Genomic DNA, 15,306 nt, shown 5'->3' with positions numbered 1-15,306 from the left:
ACATGGTTTGAGTCTTGGTCATTGGTCAATAATTATTAGTCATTTGTAATTTCCTCTTCATCTGGTGCTGATTCAGATGAGTTTAGCCAGTGACCAAATTCTGTGACAAAGCGATCGCTTAATATTGCTTCTCTAATATGCTGCGTAAAGCGAATTAGTTCGGTAATGTTGTGAATGCTTAACAATGTATAAGCTAAAATTTCCTGCGATCGCACTAAATGAGATATGTAAGCCCTGCTAAAATTTTGGCAAGTGTAGCAAGGACAAGTTTCATCTAATGGCGTAAAATCTTCACGAAACTTAGCATTTTTTAAATTCCAGCGTCCGCCCTGGACTATTGCCGTTCCATGTCTTGCCCAACGAGTGGGAATTACGCAATCAAATAAATCTACACCAGATGCGATCGCGATCGCCATTTCCCGATAAGTACCGACACCCATCAAATAACGTGGCTTTTCAGGCGGTAAAAGCGGTGCTGTCACTTTCACAATCTCAGCCATCATTTCTGGTGGTTCTCCCACACTCACGCCGCCAATGGCATATCCAGGCAAATCTAACTTAGCCAAAGCTTCCGCAGCACGACAACGCAAATCCAAATATACGCCCCCTTGCACAATCCCAAACAACGCCTGCTCGCTGCTTTGATGAGCTGTTATGCAGCGTTGTAACCACCGATAAGTGCGCTCAGTTGCAGTTTCAACCTCTTGGCGAGTCGCTGGGTAAGGCGGACACTCATCAAAGGCCATAATCACATCGGCCCCCAAAGTATTTTGAATCTGAATGGATAGCTCTGGAGTCAAGTTAATAATTTGTCCATCATGGGGTGAGCGGAAAGTAACGCCTTCTTCAGTAATTTTCCGCATCTCGCTTAAGCTGAAGACTTGAAACCCACCCGAATCTGTGAGCATTGGCCCATCCCAACCCATAAATTTGTGCAATCCACCACCTCCAGCCACGATCGCTTCTCCTGGTTGTAGGTGAAGATGATAAGTATTGGATAAGATCATTTGCGCCCCAGTATCTCGTAGCTGGGCTGGGGTGATAGTTTTGACATTAGCCAGCGTTCCCACTGGCATAAATCTGGGGGTTTCTACAATACCGTGAGGAGTAAAAAACACTCCGGCTCTAGCTTTTGTCTGACTACAGCAAGCAAGACATTCAAAGGAAAAATTCGCACTCATACCATTTTATATTTTTGAAGATGCGCCTATACGACTTACGCAAAACTATACGATGTAGAGGCAATCTATATAATTGCCCCTACATCAATAAATCGCAGCTTCACATAAATTTGGTATAACAGTCGCTATTTTAAAAAGAATCAGAACAGTCATCGTCAATTTCTGCATCCCATCTAGCTGAGAGGACTTGCTCCATCATCGCTTCTATAGCGCTGACATTGAAGGTTCGCTCTCGTCGCTCTTGTAGAGGGGTTGAGCGGGGAATTAACCGCAGACACACTCCTTCTTGCATCAAATCAAAATAGGTTTCTTGTTGCGACGACTGTTTGAGTTCTAAGTAATCAAAACTACAAACATTTAGATATAGTGCATGGTTAGCCACCAAGGTAGACCTTTGTGGATTGGCAAAAACTTCCATCACATCCCCCTCACCCTCGCTCAGTACCTTATCTTCTTGGGTGTAGATGTAGTGGACTCGGCCTAAATCTGCCAGCAATCGCCGGATGTCGAGCTTATTCACAATGATGCCCGTGTTAATAATGCACGGAGCTGGTATCCTGGTGTCGGGTAGATGGTGACTCATAGGAAAATAGCGATTGAGCTAAGGAGAGCGACAACATAGCTAAACTTTCATAATTGAATAGCTTGTTTACTTCCTACATTTAAAAAAATATCAATTTTGTGGGGCAATCGTCTAATAATTTGGAGTAAGTTTTTAGTTAACGAATACAAAACACAAATTTTGATTTCTGATGGAATTTTAATTTCCTGAATCATTCGTTTTATGTATAAAAACCACTCAAATTATTTACGTGCCACTTAGGCTAGCATAACAAAACTTCCAAAGAGGATCTCTAATAGAAGTAAATCTTATCTAAAATTTTAAAGTCTGCTTATGTCGATTGTACCGAAATCAAGCCTATTATCTAGCAATTAGCCAAATATTAATGTACCTAAGATGACGAAACAGCAACAGTGGTGGAAAAAGCTGCTGTTAAAGCTGGCAGCTAGTATTATATTTTACACTAGTATTCCACTACCATATTTGCATGGCTTAGACTTTCGGGGAGTAGCACGTCTTGCTTTGGTTGTAGGGTTCATAATTGGGGGAATTTTAGGATTACTGGATACGGGGATGAATTATCTGGGTATGCCAGTCCTAACTCGCAGCGCTTTGGTAGTCAGTGTTTGGATTGCCATAACTGGAGGGCTGCACTTAGATGGGGCAATGGATACTGCTGATGGTTTAGCAGTGGGTGACCCTGATCGGCGGCTGAAGGTGATGGCAGATAGTGCCACAGGTGCATTTGGGGCAATGGCCGCGATCGCCTTAGTGTTACTAAAAATAGCAGCTTTGACGGATATGCCAGAAAACCGTTGGTTGCTGCTGATGGCTGCTTGTGGCTGGGGACGTTGGGGACAACAGGTAGCGATCGCGCGATATCCTTACCTGAAACCAACTGGTAAAGGTGCATTTCACAAACAAGCCATTCGTTCTTACAAAGATTTGTTACCAGGATTGTTGTTGCTGTTTGGTTTGAGTGCTTTACTTGTGCTGATAGATAAACAGCAACTATTTCTCGCACTAGCAATGATAATTGCTGGAAGTGCGATCGCCACTTTAACTAGTGCGTGGTTCAACCACAAATTAGGCGGACACACAGGAGATACCTACGGCGCAGTCGTCGAGTGGACTGAAGCCTTATTTCTGTGTGTACTGACCGTCTTTTAAGATGAGGGAGCAAAGGAGAATAATTAATTGCCCAATGACAAATGACTACTTCATTTAATTGGTTGCAGCTTTGTCATCTTGAGTTTAAAAGCGCCAACCCCAGTTTCCCCAAAAGACCGGACACGAATCACATAATTCCCTGTCTCCACGATGCGAGTAAATAGCAGGGAATTGCTACTACCATCAGGGCCATCATCATTTTCTGCCAAAGTCGATCCATCAGGTGCTAACAGGGTGATGATGCTGTCAAAGTTTTCGGATGACAGGTCAACTGCTAAATTATCGCCCTTCTCTAACTTCACTGTGTAATCACGGGCAAACCCACCTTGACCTGTGGGAATATCTTTGTCTGAAAGGCGATCGGAAAATTCAGTAGTGTTAGATAAAGGAATTGGACTATACAATTTATTTTGAGCAAAAGCTGCACTTGTACTTATGCCTATTGCCAGCAATGTGGCAGGAATGATGATGAGTTGTTTTAAACCTGCCGCAAAAACTTTATTCATACATTTCAAGTAATTATTCCACAAAAATAGGGTAATTAGGTCGATTGATGCATTGATATGTCAAAGCTTGCCCATTAATTCTTAATTTATCCATCTTTGACGGCAGTAGCTACTGCTACTAGTCCTAAGACTACAATTCCATCCTGACGAAGTGTTTGCACAGCAGACCTAGCAGTAGCACCAGTAGTATAAATATCGTCCACTAATAGCACTGGGACATTTGGGGGACGATGGCGAAATTCTTGGCCAACAGCAAAAGCTTGAGCCAAATTTTTTTCTCGTTTAGATATCGATAAACCAAATTGCGCTTCAGTTTCTCGCACTCTTGCTAAACCGTTTAGTTTCAATTTTAATCCAGTTATTTCGCAGAAGCTTTGTGCTATCAGTGCGGCTTGATTGTATTTACGTTGCTTTTGCTTGCTAGGATGCATTGGGATGGGAACCACCACAGGTTGCCTATGTTGCTTTGGAGAATTTAACAACCATGCTTCTCCTAACCATTGACCCAAGGGACGAGCTATTTGGGGTTGATTTTCGTATTTCATCGCCGCGATCGCTCGTTTCACCGGGCCACCATACTCCCCCCAGCCAAATACTGGTATTGGCTCTTGCCACAGAGAAATTGGGTCTTTATGTTGACATTTTTGCAGTTGTCTGGTGCAGTTCTGACAAAATTCTTGCGAGGTTGCACGTTGGCACAGAGGGCAATGGGATTGGAGAAAAAGATCGAGTAAACCTGTAAAATTTTTAATCCAAGTGTGCATTTAGAATAGTCCTTTGTCATTAGTCATTAGTCATTTGTCTTTGACCAATGACTTAAAATACACGCGATCGCACCTTGTTGTTTCTACTCCTGTTGCTGGAGTGTAGCCGTTGCTCTCGTACAGCTTGACTGCTTCCACTAAAACGCTGGCAGTTTCAATCCAAATTTGCTCAAAACCACGCTCTGCGATCGCTGCTTCTAGCTGTTGTAACAAATATTTCCCTAATCCTAAACCCCTAATGCTGGGTAAAAGATACATTTTGCGGATTTCTACGGCTTTTTGACCTCGGTGTATGGGGTAGTATGCCCCAGTACCTACCAACTGACTTTGGTGTTCAATTACCCAAAACTCTCCCCCAGTAGCTAAGTAATATTCCTCTACTCCCAGCACATCTCGGTCAGCGCCCTTCGGTTCCCAACCCAGACCGTATTCTGATAATACATAGCTGATGACTTGGGCGGCTCTGGTGCGATCGCTTTGCACCCAATCACGAATTACAAAATCTTGATAATAGTTTTTCATTACCATTTGCTGGTCAAGTTTACACAGAAAATTTTTCTGGTTCTATATCCCAATTTACTCAGCAAATAGCAATTCTTGCAGAGTTGACTTCAGGCGCTACTCTCAAGGTGTCAATCAAAAGACAAGGGGAGGAGAATTTGTCTTCTCCTCCCCTTGTTTGCTTGCCTAAGATAATTCACGATATAGTAGCGATGCCTACGGTGGTCACTGAGCTAAGTAGAAGTGCGGGCTATTCAACGTCGCTGGCATTGATATTACAACTTGATATTAGCCTCTATGACTTGTCCAAGGACCCCAAATTGCGAAAGTAATACCAGGTGTTTGGATGTTGACAAACAAAGTCTTACCATCAGGTGAGAAGCAAGCACCAGCAAACTCTTTGTCATTGATAGCATTACGGGCGAATTGATAGAGTTCACCCTTTGGAGTAACACCTACTAAGAATTGCTGATCATCTCCATCTTCACAAAGAATGAGATCACCATAAGGTGAAACAACTATGTTATCTGGATTTTCAAGTTCGGCAGCAGATGTAGACTCTACAAACAGTTCAATTGTCTCTTTAGCGGGAATATAGCGCCAGACTTGACCAAGCTCTAAAGCACCGCCACTTGTACAGCAAAAGTAAATTTCACCGTTACCATACCAGATACCTTCCCCACGAGCAAACTGAGCTGCTCCTTTTGCGAAACCTTCTTCTCGTACAGTATCTTCAGGCGGATTGGGATCAGTAATGGTCACCCATTCTACTTTCATGGGCTTCCGTTTGGGGAAACCAGCAAAGGTTTGTGCTTGAAAAATATCTTTGAATTTTAAAGCTTGAAGAGTGCCTCCTTTTTCTAACTTGCCACGTTCTTTTGGAATGAAACGGTAAAAGAGACTATCTCCCCGGTCTTCTGTCTCATAGACAATTCCCGTTTTGGGGTCTACGGCAACAGCTTCATGGTTAAATCTTCCCATAGCTATTAGAGGCTCAGGCTTCACAGGAGTAGTGGTACTGGCTGGAACTTCAAAATTATAACCGTGGGAAGTTGAGACATTATTGGCGGGATCTTTTGGATCATTTGTAGCCACAGTGGAGGTGTTTTCTTCACAGGTAATCCATGAACCCCAAGGAGTTGGCCCACCTGCACAGTTACGATAGGTTCCACTTATGGAAGTGAAGTGTTTGATTAACTGACAATTAGACCCAACAACTAAGTTTGTTGTACCACCTTTACAAAGTGGATCATAGGGCCTTGGCCCGATAACTTGTGTATCTGAATCAGGGCTAAGTTCATGATTGCGAACCAGAATAACTGTGTTTCTGGGGCCGGGAAAAGCCGCCATGCCATCATGACCGCCAGGCACTAAATTGCCATCGCTCATGAGTTCGCCTGTTAGAGAGAAAGTTCGATACTGAAATCCGGCTGGTAAATCTAACAAACCATTGGGATCTGGTACAAGTGGTCCATATCCTTTACCAAGTTTTCGACCAAAGCCTTGTCTGGCTAGAAGACCTTCCATAGGAGACACCATCAAGGTGCCGACAGCAGTTGTACCTGCTACTGCAAAGAATTTACGTCTTGAGAATGTCATGAGGATGGTTTGGTTACTTAAAAAAGAATGCTGAAGCAAAAATATTTGATCTTGATTAAATTTGGGTAATGCTTTATTTAATTTAGGGTTAGTAAATAAAAGGTAAATTTATATGAAATCTGCCTGATTTTTGGCAAATTGATGTATTCAAAAAACCAGCTATCTAAGGTTTAGGGCTATATACAAACAAGTAAATACAAAGAATAGACTTTATGACTTGTTGAGTTTTAATATCTTAATTCAGCACAAGTAATTATTGGAATAATGTAATGAAACTCAGCGTAAATGAAACATTATTTGTTTAAGACGAGTTAAAGAGTTTCTTAAATTTTATTATTTAATACTATTAATATAAATTATATATTTATGGCTTATCTTACAAAAAACAATCAACAGATGTGAGCAGATTTTTGACTGTAAGTGATACAATCTTTCTAACCTAATTACAGTGATTAATGCTGTGTTTAATCTCACTATTTAGGTAGATGAATTCACTTTATATAGTTCATCTTTTAAAGAATAATCAGTATTGAGTTCCATACTAATGAAAAGTTTGCAGACGAACACAACATCAGAATCTATTACTTTTATCAAGAAAATGAAAAGCATTCGTAACCAAATCAAAGCTACTGTAGCTGTTGCTGCTTTCAGTTCTATAGCTACTTTAATAAACGTTTCCAGTGCTGATGCTGCTTCTTATCAGATTGATTGGCTAGGAGATCAAGGTTATTCAGCTAAGGGGCAGTTCAGCTATGATGATAATTTTCTTGGAAGCATCGTCACAAAGGATCAACTGACTGATTTTGCAATTTCTTTCTTCAATCCAGAGGGAAGTTTATTGCAAAACTTTAACTACGATTTTCCCCAATCGGACAGTACTTTCAATTTCAATTTTGATACAGTAACAGAGACTATTCTACAAACTGGCAATTTTGACACATCTAATGGTTTTGATTTGGGAATTGACTTTGCAAGAGATGTGACAGGGTTAAATTTTTATACTTACCTAAATACCGAGCAAGGATTGCCAACGGCTAAGATATTCTTGAAGGATGATCTCTCACCAGAAGTGTGTGACACATACCCAAACTGTAGATTGGATCTTGGTGGTGAGTTGACAGCAACTGCTATTCCTGAACCTAGCGCAATTTTTGGTCTGTTGGTACTTGGTTTGATGAATAAAGTTCTCAAGAAAAAGCCAGCATCTATATAGACAGTGAACTTAAATAGTCTAAGCTAGGCTGATTAGAACAGTAATTAAATATTATTCTAGCTTTAATGACCAAGACATTTGTCAGGCTAGAAATACATAAAATTTTTAGGAGGACATATTGCAAATATGTCCCCTATTTGTAGTTTATACGAGCTTGGTATTAGAGCTAAGTTTGTAATTCAGATATTGGATAGTTGTATTGGCAGCAAATTTTTAACTAACAATTCCGAGATTGTTATAGACTTCGATGAGATTGCCATCAGGATCGCGAAAATGAGCCGTGCGGATTCCCCAGTCTGGGCGATCTTGTGGTGGAGTCACAACGATCGCATTCTGATCTTTTACTTGCTCATAGACCTCATCCACGTTATCGACTGCGAAAATTAAGACAATTTTATCTCGATTGACAACATACGAAGGCTGTTCAATTCTTGGGACTACTTCTGCCATTAATTCTTTTTTGAACAAACCCAGCTTGAGATATCCGGTATTAAACTCAGCATATCCGCTATCTTCATCGCCCCAATCGACATCAAATTTCAGCAGATCCCGATAGAACAGAAAAGAATCTTTGTAGTTGGATACAAGCAGTCTCAGGTGTGTTAACTGAAGCTTCATATCTGTTGGGTTAGTCTACTAACTGTGAATTCTAGGTTCTGGGTGTAAAGTCGCCAGTAACTCACTTTCGACAATTGCCAATTCATCAAGCCGTTGCATGACAATTTCTTTGTCGAAGTAAGTAGCAGCTAATACCCAATATATACCGTAGTGACGCGCTTCGGATGCCATTAGCCCACGATAAAATTTTGCTAATTCTGGCTCTGGACAGTGAGCAGCTAATAGTCCCAGGCGTTCGTGAGAGCGAGCTTCTATTAAACCAGTGACTAGTAAGGAATCTAGGAATCGCTCAGGTTCTTTGGGGCGGACTTGAGCTTTCAAACCTGCGCCGTAGGGTGGCGGTGGTAGGGGAGCTAGGGGAATATTCCGGCGTTCTAACCATTGATTAACTAGCTCAAAGTGTTCTAGTTCTTCGCGGGCGATCGCAGTTAGTTCCCGAACCATTTTAGTATTAGAAGGGTAGCGAAACATCATGTTCAAGGCTACGCCTGCTGCTTTACGTTCACAGTGTGAGTGGTCAAGTAAGATAATGTCTAAATTAGCGATCGCTTGTTCAACCCAAGCATAGCTAGTGGGTTGTTTCAGGGCGTTAATAGTCGGTAAATAAGTAAGCACAGAGTCAATCAATTTTGGATTTTGAATTTTGGATTTTTCCATAGTTTAAAATAATAGTCCACCAAAGAAACTTTGCGGAGTTTATCGTCAGAAAATCAAATTTCTTTCTCCCCCTGCCCCCTGCCGCTGCTGTTCCTCTAGACTTCTGAGAATAGAGATTAGGAAAACTTAGTGCGATTAAGTTCTGTGGTGCGATCGCTCAACTCGCTATTAATTGTTTGTAATTCTTCATTAGTAGATTGTAATTCTTCATTCATCGTCTCCAATTCTTCGTTAGTCGATTGGAGTTCTTCGTTGATAGTTTCTAATTCTTCGTTGGTGGATTGGAGTTCTTCATTGGTAATTTCTAATTCTTCGTTGGTGGATTGGAGTTCTTCGTTGGTAGTTTCTAATTCCTGTCGGGAGCGTTGCAGTGCCTCTTGGAGTTGAATGTAACGGGTGACATCATGAAAAGCGATGCTTACACCTAAGAAACTGGTGTCGGTGTCTTGCAAAGGCGTAATTCGCACATCTAGATATTGGATTTCTCTATTGGACAAATAGCGCTCTACATTTGTCAAGGTGATGGGACGGCGTTCAGTATAAGCCCGTTCAATTAGCGATCGCAACTCAATTGGTCGATAGGAAAGTTCCAAATCCTGGAAGGGACGAGCCAAATCTTTGGGGGAAAGGGCAAACAAATTCCGCGCCTGCTCGTTCACCAGCACTAGAGTTCCATTGTTATCAATAACTACTTGGGCGATTGGTGCTGTGTCAAAACCCATATCTCGCAACCGGAGGTTTCGAGACAGTCGGCTGCTAGATTTATCATCTACTGAATTTGCCATAACTAAGAGGCGATTGCGGGTATTTATCGGGGATACCTTAGTAAATATCCGATTTTTCAAGTCCAGTGGCGTAAACAGACTTGAATGCATCGATAACATCTCTGCTTTTCCTAAAAACAGATAGCCTGCATCGTTGAGTGCAAAATGAAACCGGGCCAGAATTAGCCCTTGAGTCTCAGAATTAAAATACATTATCGCATTGCGACTAACCAGTAAGTCTAAGCGCGAAATGGGTGCATCTTGAAGCAAATCGTGACGACCAAAAATTACTGAGCGGCGTAAGTCTTGGCGGAAGATATAGCGGTTCCCGACAATCTCAAAGTATTTCTGCCGCAGTTCGTCTGGTACAGTCTGGATTTGTTTTGCTGAATATACAGCAAGACGTGCCTGATTGAGAGCTTCTTCATCTACATCTGTGGCGTAGATTTTCACTCGTTGACGAAATTCTTCTGCTCCCAATATTTCAGCCATCAATATTACCAGCGTATAAGCTTCTTCTCCAGAAGCACATCCAGCGCTCCAAATACGAATTTGGTCAGAACTTTTTTTATTTTTAATCAGATTAGGCAACACTTGCTCTGCTAGATATTCCCAAGCTGATGAATCTCGAAAAAAATCGGTGACGTTAATTAGGATAGTGTTAAAAAGATAATTAAATTCTTCTGGATCAACTTCTAGATAGTCTAAATAATCTCCAAAGCTCTCTATGTTCAATGACTGCATTCGCTTGCATACGCGACGCATCAAAGTTGAGCGCTTATAGCCTGTGAAATCAAATCCCCGGCTTTGTCTGAGATAAACTAGTAAATTTTCAAATTCGGGGTCTTTTTCTGGGGAAGTCATAAGGCTGGGGGCAAAGGAGTGGAGTTATAAACTGTGTCTGCGAGTATCAAAGACTCGTCCACGAGTAAAAAAGACTCATTAAAGGAGTTCTAAGCTTCATTAATGAGTATCAAAGGCTGATTAAAGAAGTTCTAAGCCTCATTAATGACGTTAACTCAGAACTTGCACCAGTCCAACAACCGCCTCAGAATGAATTCTAAGGCTTATAGCTAAAGTCTATCTATTGAAGACTGAATAAGGAAGGATTGCAATACGGTTCGGTTTAGGTGCATAGTCCTTAAAGATCCCCCTTAGTCACCCTTAAAAAGGGGGAAATAGAGCCATTATGAGTAAGCCTTTTTAAGGGGGGTTGGGGAGATCAAGTCTTATTAAAACCGTATTAGGAAGCATTGAAGTCCACGCTTAGTAGACTTATGCTATTAGCCAGAGAATTTATTCTCTGGAAGGAAAGTGGGCAGGTGAAAGATATAATTTAAACCATGTTGAGACTAAGTTGCATTTTAAAATATATTTCCTCAGCCCCTCAGCTTAGTAAGATTTTCTCATAACTAAATTTACCAGAGCGTTGGAGATTTCATAGAGGGGAAGAATAAAATCTACATTACCAGTTTGAATTGCAGCAGAGGGCATCCCGGAAAATTCGGCAGTTTTTATGTCTTGGACAATGATGATACTGCCCATTTTTTTAATTGCTTATACTCCCATCGCACCATCACTACCCGTTCCAGTTAGCACAAGGCCGATCGCTCTATCTTTGTAATTGGCTCCAACCGATTCAAATAACAGGTCAGCTAAAGGACGTAAAAAATTTACTAATTTTGACTGTGATAAGGAAAGAGTGCCGTCACTCTTAACCAACAAGTGATGATTAGGTGGAGCGATGTAAGCCATCCCTGGGGTAAGGCAATCTCCTTCCTTTGCCTTTTTGACAGTAAAAGCTGTGTGCCGTGTGAGAATTTCTGCCATCAGGGACGGATATTTGGGAGCGAGATGTTGCACAATGGCGATCGCAGCTGTAAATTCTGGAGGTAGAGTCGATAGTACTTTAATTAAAGCAGGTACACCGCCTGCTGAGGCTGCGATCGCGACAATATCAAAGGCAGCATTAGTAAAGTGAGGGAGATGAACGTTGGCATTTTTTGCCATTTTAATAATATTTTGCAGCTTTAAATATCTACGTAATCTCTTTCGTTACGAATAACATTAATTCAAGTTACAATTTTTATCTTTATTTAAATAAATTATACAGTATATTTGAACTACTCCAGCATTCTTTTACTTTTATTTATTAAGTTATATAGGCTAATCTCCCTACTCTAGAATGCGTTTTGCCTGCATCGGAAAGTTTTGTGGCTATTTTTAAATCTCCCTTACCTTATAAAACTGAATTACGAATTATTTCCTTCGCTTTGGGATAGGACGCATCGCTTCACGACCCAGCATAAACATCCCCGTAACACCCAAACTGACAAACCAAACATATTGATACCAGTATTGCCGAATCTGCTCACCCGTACTGAGTTCTGGACGCAACGTGTTTAAGTACAGCAGCAGCACTAATATCATCAGCGCCCCAAAACCAACAAAGGTTAAGCCAACACAAATTCGTGCAGGTTGCAGTTCAAAATCATTAATAGTGTCTAGGTCAATTTCTGCTAATTCCTGAAAAGAATCATCTGCCAAAACTGAGGTTGCTTGGAATCTATTGCTCAATTTTGGTGGTAAAATCGGCGACAGTACAGCTACGGTTGGGCGGCGTAGTAAAGCCTCTGTATCTCGCAGCAATTCTAATGGCTTACGAGTAGTAGTTGGTTGAGCAAACTCTATGTTGTCTGTGGGAGTTGGGGCATTAGCTTTGCTTTCAAAATCCATAGTACGCTTTGGAAGAACCAGGATATACATAGCCTAGCGAATCAGGAGACAAATGCAGCAAAATAAGAGACTTCCAACTAAAAAAATATCCTATCGCATTTAGGGACCAGATGCTCAGTGAGGCCCTGTCTCCTTCAATTTTTGGAGTTTCCTAAATTACAAATTACTCGTCCATTTCTTTTAATGTAGCTAATGCCGACGGAGACAAGCGGCTGAGATAGCGGAATATCCAGTATTTGAAGATAGTGTTTAAAATTACAGGGAATGTCGCAATAAATAAAAATATTGCATTTCTAGTAGCTGGCAAACCCAAATGTCCTGCCAAACCTTCAAGAATAATTTCCCACCCATGTGGTGAGTGAAACCCTACGAAAATATCTGTCAAGAGAATAATTAAAAAAGCTTTGGCACTATCACTAAGGCCAAAGACAATAGTATCCATAAAAGACTTCACAATTACAATTTCTCTTTTGCTTAGAACGATGATTATGCTAAAAGAAATTAGTGAAATTAAATCTGCAACAATATTGCTAATATCATTAATAGTTTGAATATGAGATTTTTGAGCTATTTCAATTGCTTTATTTCTTATTTTGTCTTTGGCTACATTTGAAGAAAGTGGAGGCGCTTGATTAAGTAAATATTCAAATCTCATCTCTGCTTGAAAATTATATAATTCATGAAGAGCTTCTTTTTCTACATCAGAGTTGATAAAAACTTGAGTTGAATTTTCTTTTATATTTTTTTCTAATATAGGAATTATTAAAATTTCTTTAAAGAAACGCTGAGTTAAAATGGGTATAATGATTAGAGATATTAAAAATCTCAAAGCAATCCTTGTTTTATTTCGAGAAATTCGGTAATTTCTTATAAATTCTTCTTCTGCCTGCGGGGAAAATTCTGTTTTAATTCTATTAAGTCTTTTACCAATAGACCTAGATTTAGGTGTGGCGGGAATATCATTAACCTTATATGAATCTGGCTGTTTGTTAATTTCGCTCTGGTTAATTTGTAGTGATTGAGAATTTGAGACTAACGCGCTGTTCTGAATTAGTTCATCCTTGATAAGGTACTTCTCTAAAACTTCATCAATCACCTTCAATTTTTCTAATAAATCAGAATTAGATAAATTAAAAATTTTACGACTAAGCCGAAACTCTATCAGTCTTACTTTAATAATAGTTAAATTTTTATCAAGATATACTTGCCAATAAGACATCACGTTTTCAGTATAATCTACTGATTTTGAAGAAATTTTCTTGCCGTTAAAATGTTCTCTCTCAATGCTTTTAATTCTCTGAGCCGCTTGTTGAGCTTCTAAGAGTGCCCTTTCTGGTGTATCTAAAAACCAAACGTTCAGCGATCGCAAATATTTTTTGATATTTCTGCGAAGTAAATTTGCGGTTTTAACAAATGGATTTTTCATTGCATATGACTCTCTATATAATGTGTAGTCTAGACCCACATTTCTCACAAAACGGTAGGGGCGGGTTCACAAATATGCTTCAATCATTCACGAATATCTCGTGAACCCGCCCCTACAGCCTCTGGACTTGGGTTTCATAAATTTGGTGAGAAATCCGGGTAGAGTCTTTCATGTTATTCCATCCCCTTTTAGGGGTGGGATGAGCTTAAATTATTTGTATATTTGTAAGAGTGCAAGACCTTGCGTCCTTAGAATTAGATGTTTTTTTAACTGAAAATCCCTTATGAGTTTAAGTCTGTGCATGATTGTGAAAAATGAAGCCGCAACACTGCCTAGATGCCTAGACAGTGTCAGAAAAGTGGTGGATGAAATGGTAGTCTTGGATACAGGCTCAATTGATCGCACTCCCTATATTGCCCAACAACTCGGTGCAAAAGTCCATCATTTCAAATGGTGTAATGATTTCAGCGCTGCTCGCAATGCAGCTCTAAAATATGTCACTAGTGATTGGATTCTGGTATTAGATGCTGATGAAACTCTGACTCCAGCAATTGTACCGCAGTTGCGAGAGGCGATCGCAAGAGACGAATACTTGCTCATCAACCTTGTCCGCCAGGAAGTTGGTGCAGAACAATCTCCTTATTCTCTGGTTTCCAGACTGTTTCGCAATCATCCAGACATCCATTTTGACCGTCCTTACCATGCCTTAGTGGATGATAGCGTGTCAGCAATTTTAACCAAAGAACCCCATTGGCAAGTAGGCTATTTACCAGGAGTGGCACTTTTACACGTAGGATATCAAAAAAGTGTGATCGCTCAAAATAACAAACATGCCAAAGCAGCTACAGCGATGGAAGGGTTTCTTGCTACTCATCCTGATGACCCCTATGTTTGCAGTAAATTAGGGGCATTGTATGTGGAAACCGGGAAGATTACCCAAGGTATGGAGTTGCTTAGACGAGGAGTTATTAGTGCTGAAGAAAACTACGATATTTTATATGAACTCCATTATCATTTAGGCATTGCTTACAGTCGCTTGCAAAAACTTCCACAGGCTATTTCTCATTATCAAGCTGCCATCAAATTGCCAATTTATCCCATACTCAAACTAGGCGCATACAACAACTTAGGTAATTTACTCAAAGCAGCAGGAGATTTTAACGGTGCGAAAACTGCTTACGCCACAACTTTAAAAATTGACCCTAATTTTGTTTTTGGACATTATAATTTGGCGATGATATTTAAAGCTTTGGGTTTATTTACAGATGCGATCGCATATTATCAAAATGCAATCGCGTTAAATCCCAACTATGCCGAAGCGTATCAAAATCTAGGGGTAGTGTTGCTCAAAGTTGGCAATCATCAAGATAGTTTAACAGCTTTTAGAAAAGCGATCGCCCTTCATGAAAGGTATAATCCCGAAGAGGCGAAGAGACTACGCCAGGGTTTACAAGAGATGGAGTTAATGTAAATGTCTGGGGCATTGGGGATTGAAAATGCAAATAAATTTAAACTTACGTATTGACAAAGTAGGCAATAAGTGGATAGGTACGAATGAGAAAAATTTTAGGCGATCGCTGATTAAGAGAAAGATTAAAAGACCGATAAT

The 15,306-nt window shown here is 40.3% G+C and carries 13 protein-coding genes and 2 pseudogenes; 3 read left to right on the top strand and 12 right to left on the bottom strand.

The annotated features are described in order from the left end of the window. Positions 1 to 35: 35 nt before the first annotated feature. Both tgt and H6G96_RS25520 read right to left on the bottom strand, forming a co-directional pair. Positions 36 to 1,181: a tRNA guanosine(34) transglycosylase Tgt gene (gene tgt / locus H6G96_RS25525; protein ID WP_190914697.1), complete on the bottom strand. Its 1,146-nt coding sequence runs from the start codon at positions 1,179 to 1,181 to the stop codon at positions 36 to 38. A gap of 130 nt (positions 1,182 to 1,311) precedes the next feature. Beyond that, positions 1,312 to 1,764, bottom strand: coding sequence for a hypothetical protein (locus H6G96_RS25520; RefSeq protein ID WP_190914695.1), 453 nt, complete (start codon positions 1,762 to 1,764; stop codon positions 1,312 to 1,314). Positions 1,765 to 2,139: 375 nt separating this feature from the next. Between H6G96_RS25520 and cobS the strand changes: the two genes are divergently transcribed. Continuing rightward, complete coding sequence (cobS, locus tag H6G96_RS25515) at positions 2,140 to 2,913, top strand: adenosylcobinamide-GDP ribazoletransferase (RefSeq protein WP_190914693.1); 774 nt, start codon at positions 2,140 to 2,142, stop codon at positions 2,911 to 2,913. Between the two features lie 50 nt (positions 2,914 to 2,963). On the opposite strand, the gene H6G96_RS25510 is transcribed toward cobS, so the two are convergent. From H6G96_RS25510 to H6G96_RS25495, 4 genes are all read right to left on the bottom strand, one after another. Next, on the bottom strand, positions 2,964 to 3,419 hold the full coding sequence (locus H6G96_RS25510; RefSeq protein WP_190732592.1) for a PPC domain-containing protein: 456 nt from the start codon (positions 3,417 to 3,419) through the stop codon (positions 2,964 to 2,966). Positions 3,420 to 3,505: 86 nt separating this feature from the next. Further along, a complete protein-coding gene (locus H6G96_RS25505) occupies positions 3,506 to 4,183 on the bottom strand; it encodes a ComF family protein (protein WP_190914691.1) in 678 nt (225 codons plus the stop codon). Positions 4,184 to 4,213: 30 nt separating this feature from the next. Continuing rightward, complete coding sequence (locus H6G96_RS25500) at positions 4,214 to 4,705, bottom strand: GNAT family N-acetyltransferase (RefSeq protein WP_190914689.1); 492 nt, start codon at positions 4,703 to 4,705, stop codon at positions 4,214 to 4,216. Positions 4,706 to 4,972: 267 nt separating this feature from the next. Then, positions 4,973 to 6,283 carry an alkaline phosphatase PhoX gene (locus tag H6G96_RS25495; RefSeq protein WP_190914687.1) on the bottom strand — a complete coding sequence of 437 codons (1,311 nt, stop codon included), beginning with the start codon at positions 6,281 to 6,283 and terminating at the stop codon, positions 4,973 to 4,975. Positions 6,284 to 6,881: 598 nt separating this feature from the next. Here H6G96_RS25495 and H6G96_RS25490 point away from each other — a divergent pair. Continuing rightward, complete coding sequence (locus H6G96_RS25490; RefSeq protein ID WP_190914685.1) at positions 6,882 to 7,496, top strand: PEP-CTERM sorting domain-containing protein; 615 nt, start codon at positions 6,882 to 6,884, stop codon at positions 7,494 to 7,496. A 213-nt stretch (positions 7,497 to 7,709) separates the two neighbouring features. Here H6G96_RS25490 and H6G96_RS25485 read toward each other — a convergent pair whose 3' ends face one another. The 6 genes and pseudogenes from H6G96_RS25485 to H6G96_RS25460 all read right to left on the bottom strand — a co-directional run bounded on the left by H6G96_RS25485 (position 7,710) and on the right by H6G96_RS25460 (position 13,697). After that, positions 7,710 to 8,114, bottom strand: coding sequence for a VOC family protein (locus tag H6G96_RS25485; RefSeq protein WP_190914683.1), 405 nt, complete (start codon positions 8,112 to 8,114; stop codon positions 7,710 to 7,712). An 18-nt stretch (positions 8,115 to 8,132) separates the two neighbouring features. After that, positions 8,133 to 8,771 carry a tRNA isopentenyl-2-thiomethyl-A-37 hydroxylase MiaE gene (gene miaE, locus H6G96_RS25480; RefSeq protein ID WP_190914681.1) on the bottom strand — a complete coding sequence of 213 codons (639 nt, stop codon included), beginning with the start codon at positions 8,769 to 8,771 and terminating at the stop codon, positions 8,133 to 8,135. A 93-nt stretch (positions 8,772 to 8,864) separates the two neighbouring features. Then, positions 8,865 to 10,399: pseudogene (locus tag H6G96_RS25475) on the bottom strand (CheR family methyltransferase); the annotation flags it as partial. A 528-nt stretch (positions 10,400 to 10,927) separates the two neighbouring features. Further along, positions 10,928 to 11,545, bottom strand: a pseudogene (locus H6G96_RS25470) (chemotaxis protein CheB). Between the two features lie 249 nt (positions 11,546 to 11,794). Beyond that, a complete protein-coding gene (locus tag H6G96_RS25465; protein WP_190914678.1) occupies positions 11,795 to 12,271 on the bottom strand; it encodes a hypothetical protein in 477 nt (158 codons plus the stop codon). A 163-nt stretch (positions 12,272 to 12,434) separates the two neighbouring features. After that, positions 12,435 to 13,697: a proton extrusion protein PcxA gene (locus H6G96_RS25460; protein ID WP_190914676.1), complete on the bottom strand. Its 1,263-nt coding sequence runs from the start codon at positions 13,695 to 13,697 to the stop codon at positions 12,435 to 12,437. A 301-nt stretch (positions 13,698 to 13,998) separates the two neighbouring features. On the opposite strand from H6G96_RS25460, the gene H6G96_RS25455 reads away from it, so the two are divergent. Then, complete coding sequence (locus H6G96_RS25455) at positions 13,999 to 15,168, top strand: TPR domain-containing glycosyltransferase (protein ID WP_190914796.1); 1,170 nt, start codon at positions 13,999 to 14,001, stop codon at positions 15,166 to 15,168. The last annotated feature ends 138 nt before the right edge of the window (positions 15,169 to 15,306 follow it).

The sequence above is a fragment of the Nostoc sp. FACHB-892 genome (genome assembly GCF_014698795.1).
GTDB lineage: Bacteria > Cyanobacteriota > Cyanobacteriia > Cyanobacteriales > Nostocaceae > Nostoc.
The sequence above is the reverse complement of the archived record's forward strand: the minus strand, read 5'-3'. Positions and strand labels throughout refer to the sequence as shown.

Coding starts and splice junctions, on each gene's coding strand:
- tgt (WP_190914697.1), bottom strand. CDS start 1,181: ATGAGTGCGAATTTTTCCTTTGAATGTCTTGCTTGCTGTAGTCAGACA.
- H6G96_RS25520 (WP_190914695.1), bottom strand. CDS start 1,764: ATGAGTCACCATCTACCCGACACCAGGATACCAGCTCCGTGCATTATT.
- cobS (WP_190914693.1), top strand. CDS start 2,140: ATGACGAAACAGCAACAGTGGTGGAAAAAGCTGCTGTTAAAGCTGGCA.
- H6G96_RS25510 (WP_190732592.1), bottom strand. CDS start 3,419: ATGAATAAAGTTTTTGCGGCAGGTTTAAAACAACTCATCATCATTCCT.
- H6G96_RS25505 (WP_190914691.1), bottom strand. CDS start 4,183: ATGCACACTTGGATTAAAAATTTTACAGGTTTACTCGATCTTTTTCTC.
- H6G96_RS25500 (WP_190914689.1), bottom strand. CDS start 4,705: ATGAAAAACTATTATCAAGATTTTGTAATTCGTGATTGGGTGCAAAGC.
- H6G96_RS25495 (WP_190914687.1), bottom strand. CDS start 6,283: ATGACATTCTCAAGACGTAAATTCTTTGCAGTAGCAGGTACAACTGCT.
- H6G96_RS25490 (WP_190914685.1), top strand. CDS start 6,882: ATGAAAAGCATTCGTAACCAAATCAAAGCTACTGTAGCTGTTGCTGCT.
- H6G96_RS25485 (WP_190914683.1), bottom strand. CDS start 8,114: ATGAAGCTTCAGTTAACACACCTGAGACTGCTTGTATCCAACTACAAA.
- miaE (WP_190914681.1), bottom strand. CDS start 8,771: ATGGAAAAATCCAAAATTCAAAATCCAAAATTGATTGACTCTGTGCTT.
- H6G96_RS25465 (WP_190914678.1), bottom strand. CDS start 12,271: ATGGATTTTGAAAGCAAAGCTAATGCCCCAACTCCCACAGACAACATA.
- H6G96_RS25460 (WP_190914676.1), bottom strand. CDS start 13,697: ATGAAAAATCCATTTGTTAAAACCGCAAATTTACTTCGCAGAAATATC.
- H6G96_RS25455 (WP_190914796.1), top strand. CDS start 13,999: ATGATTGTGAAAAATGAAGCCGCAACACTGCCTAGATGCCTAGACAGT.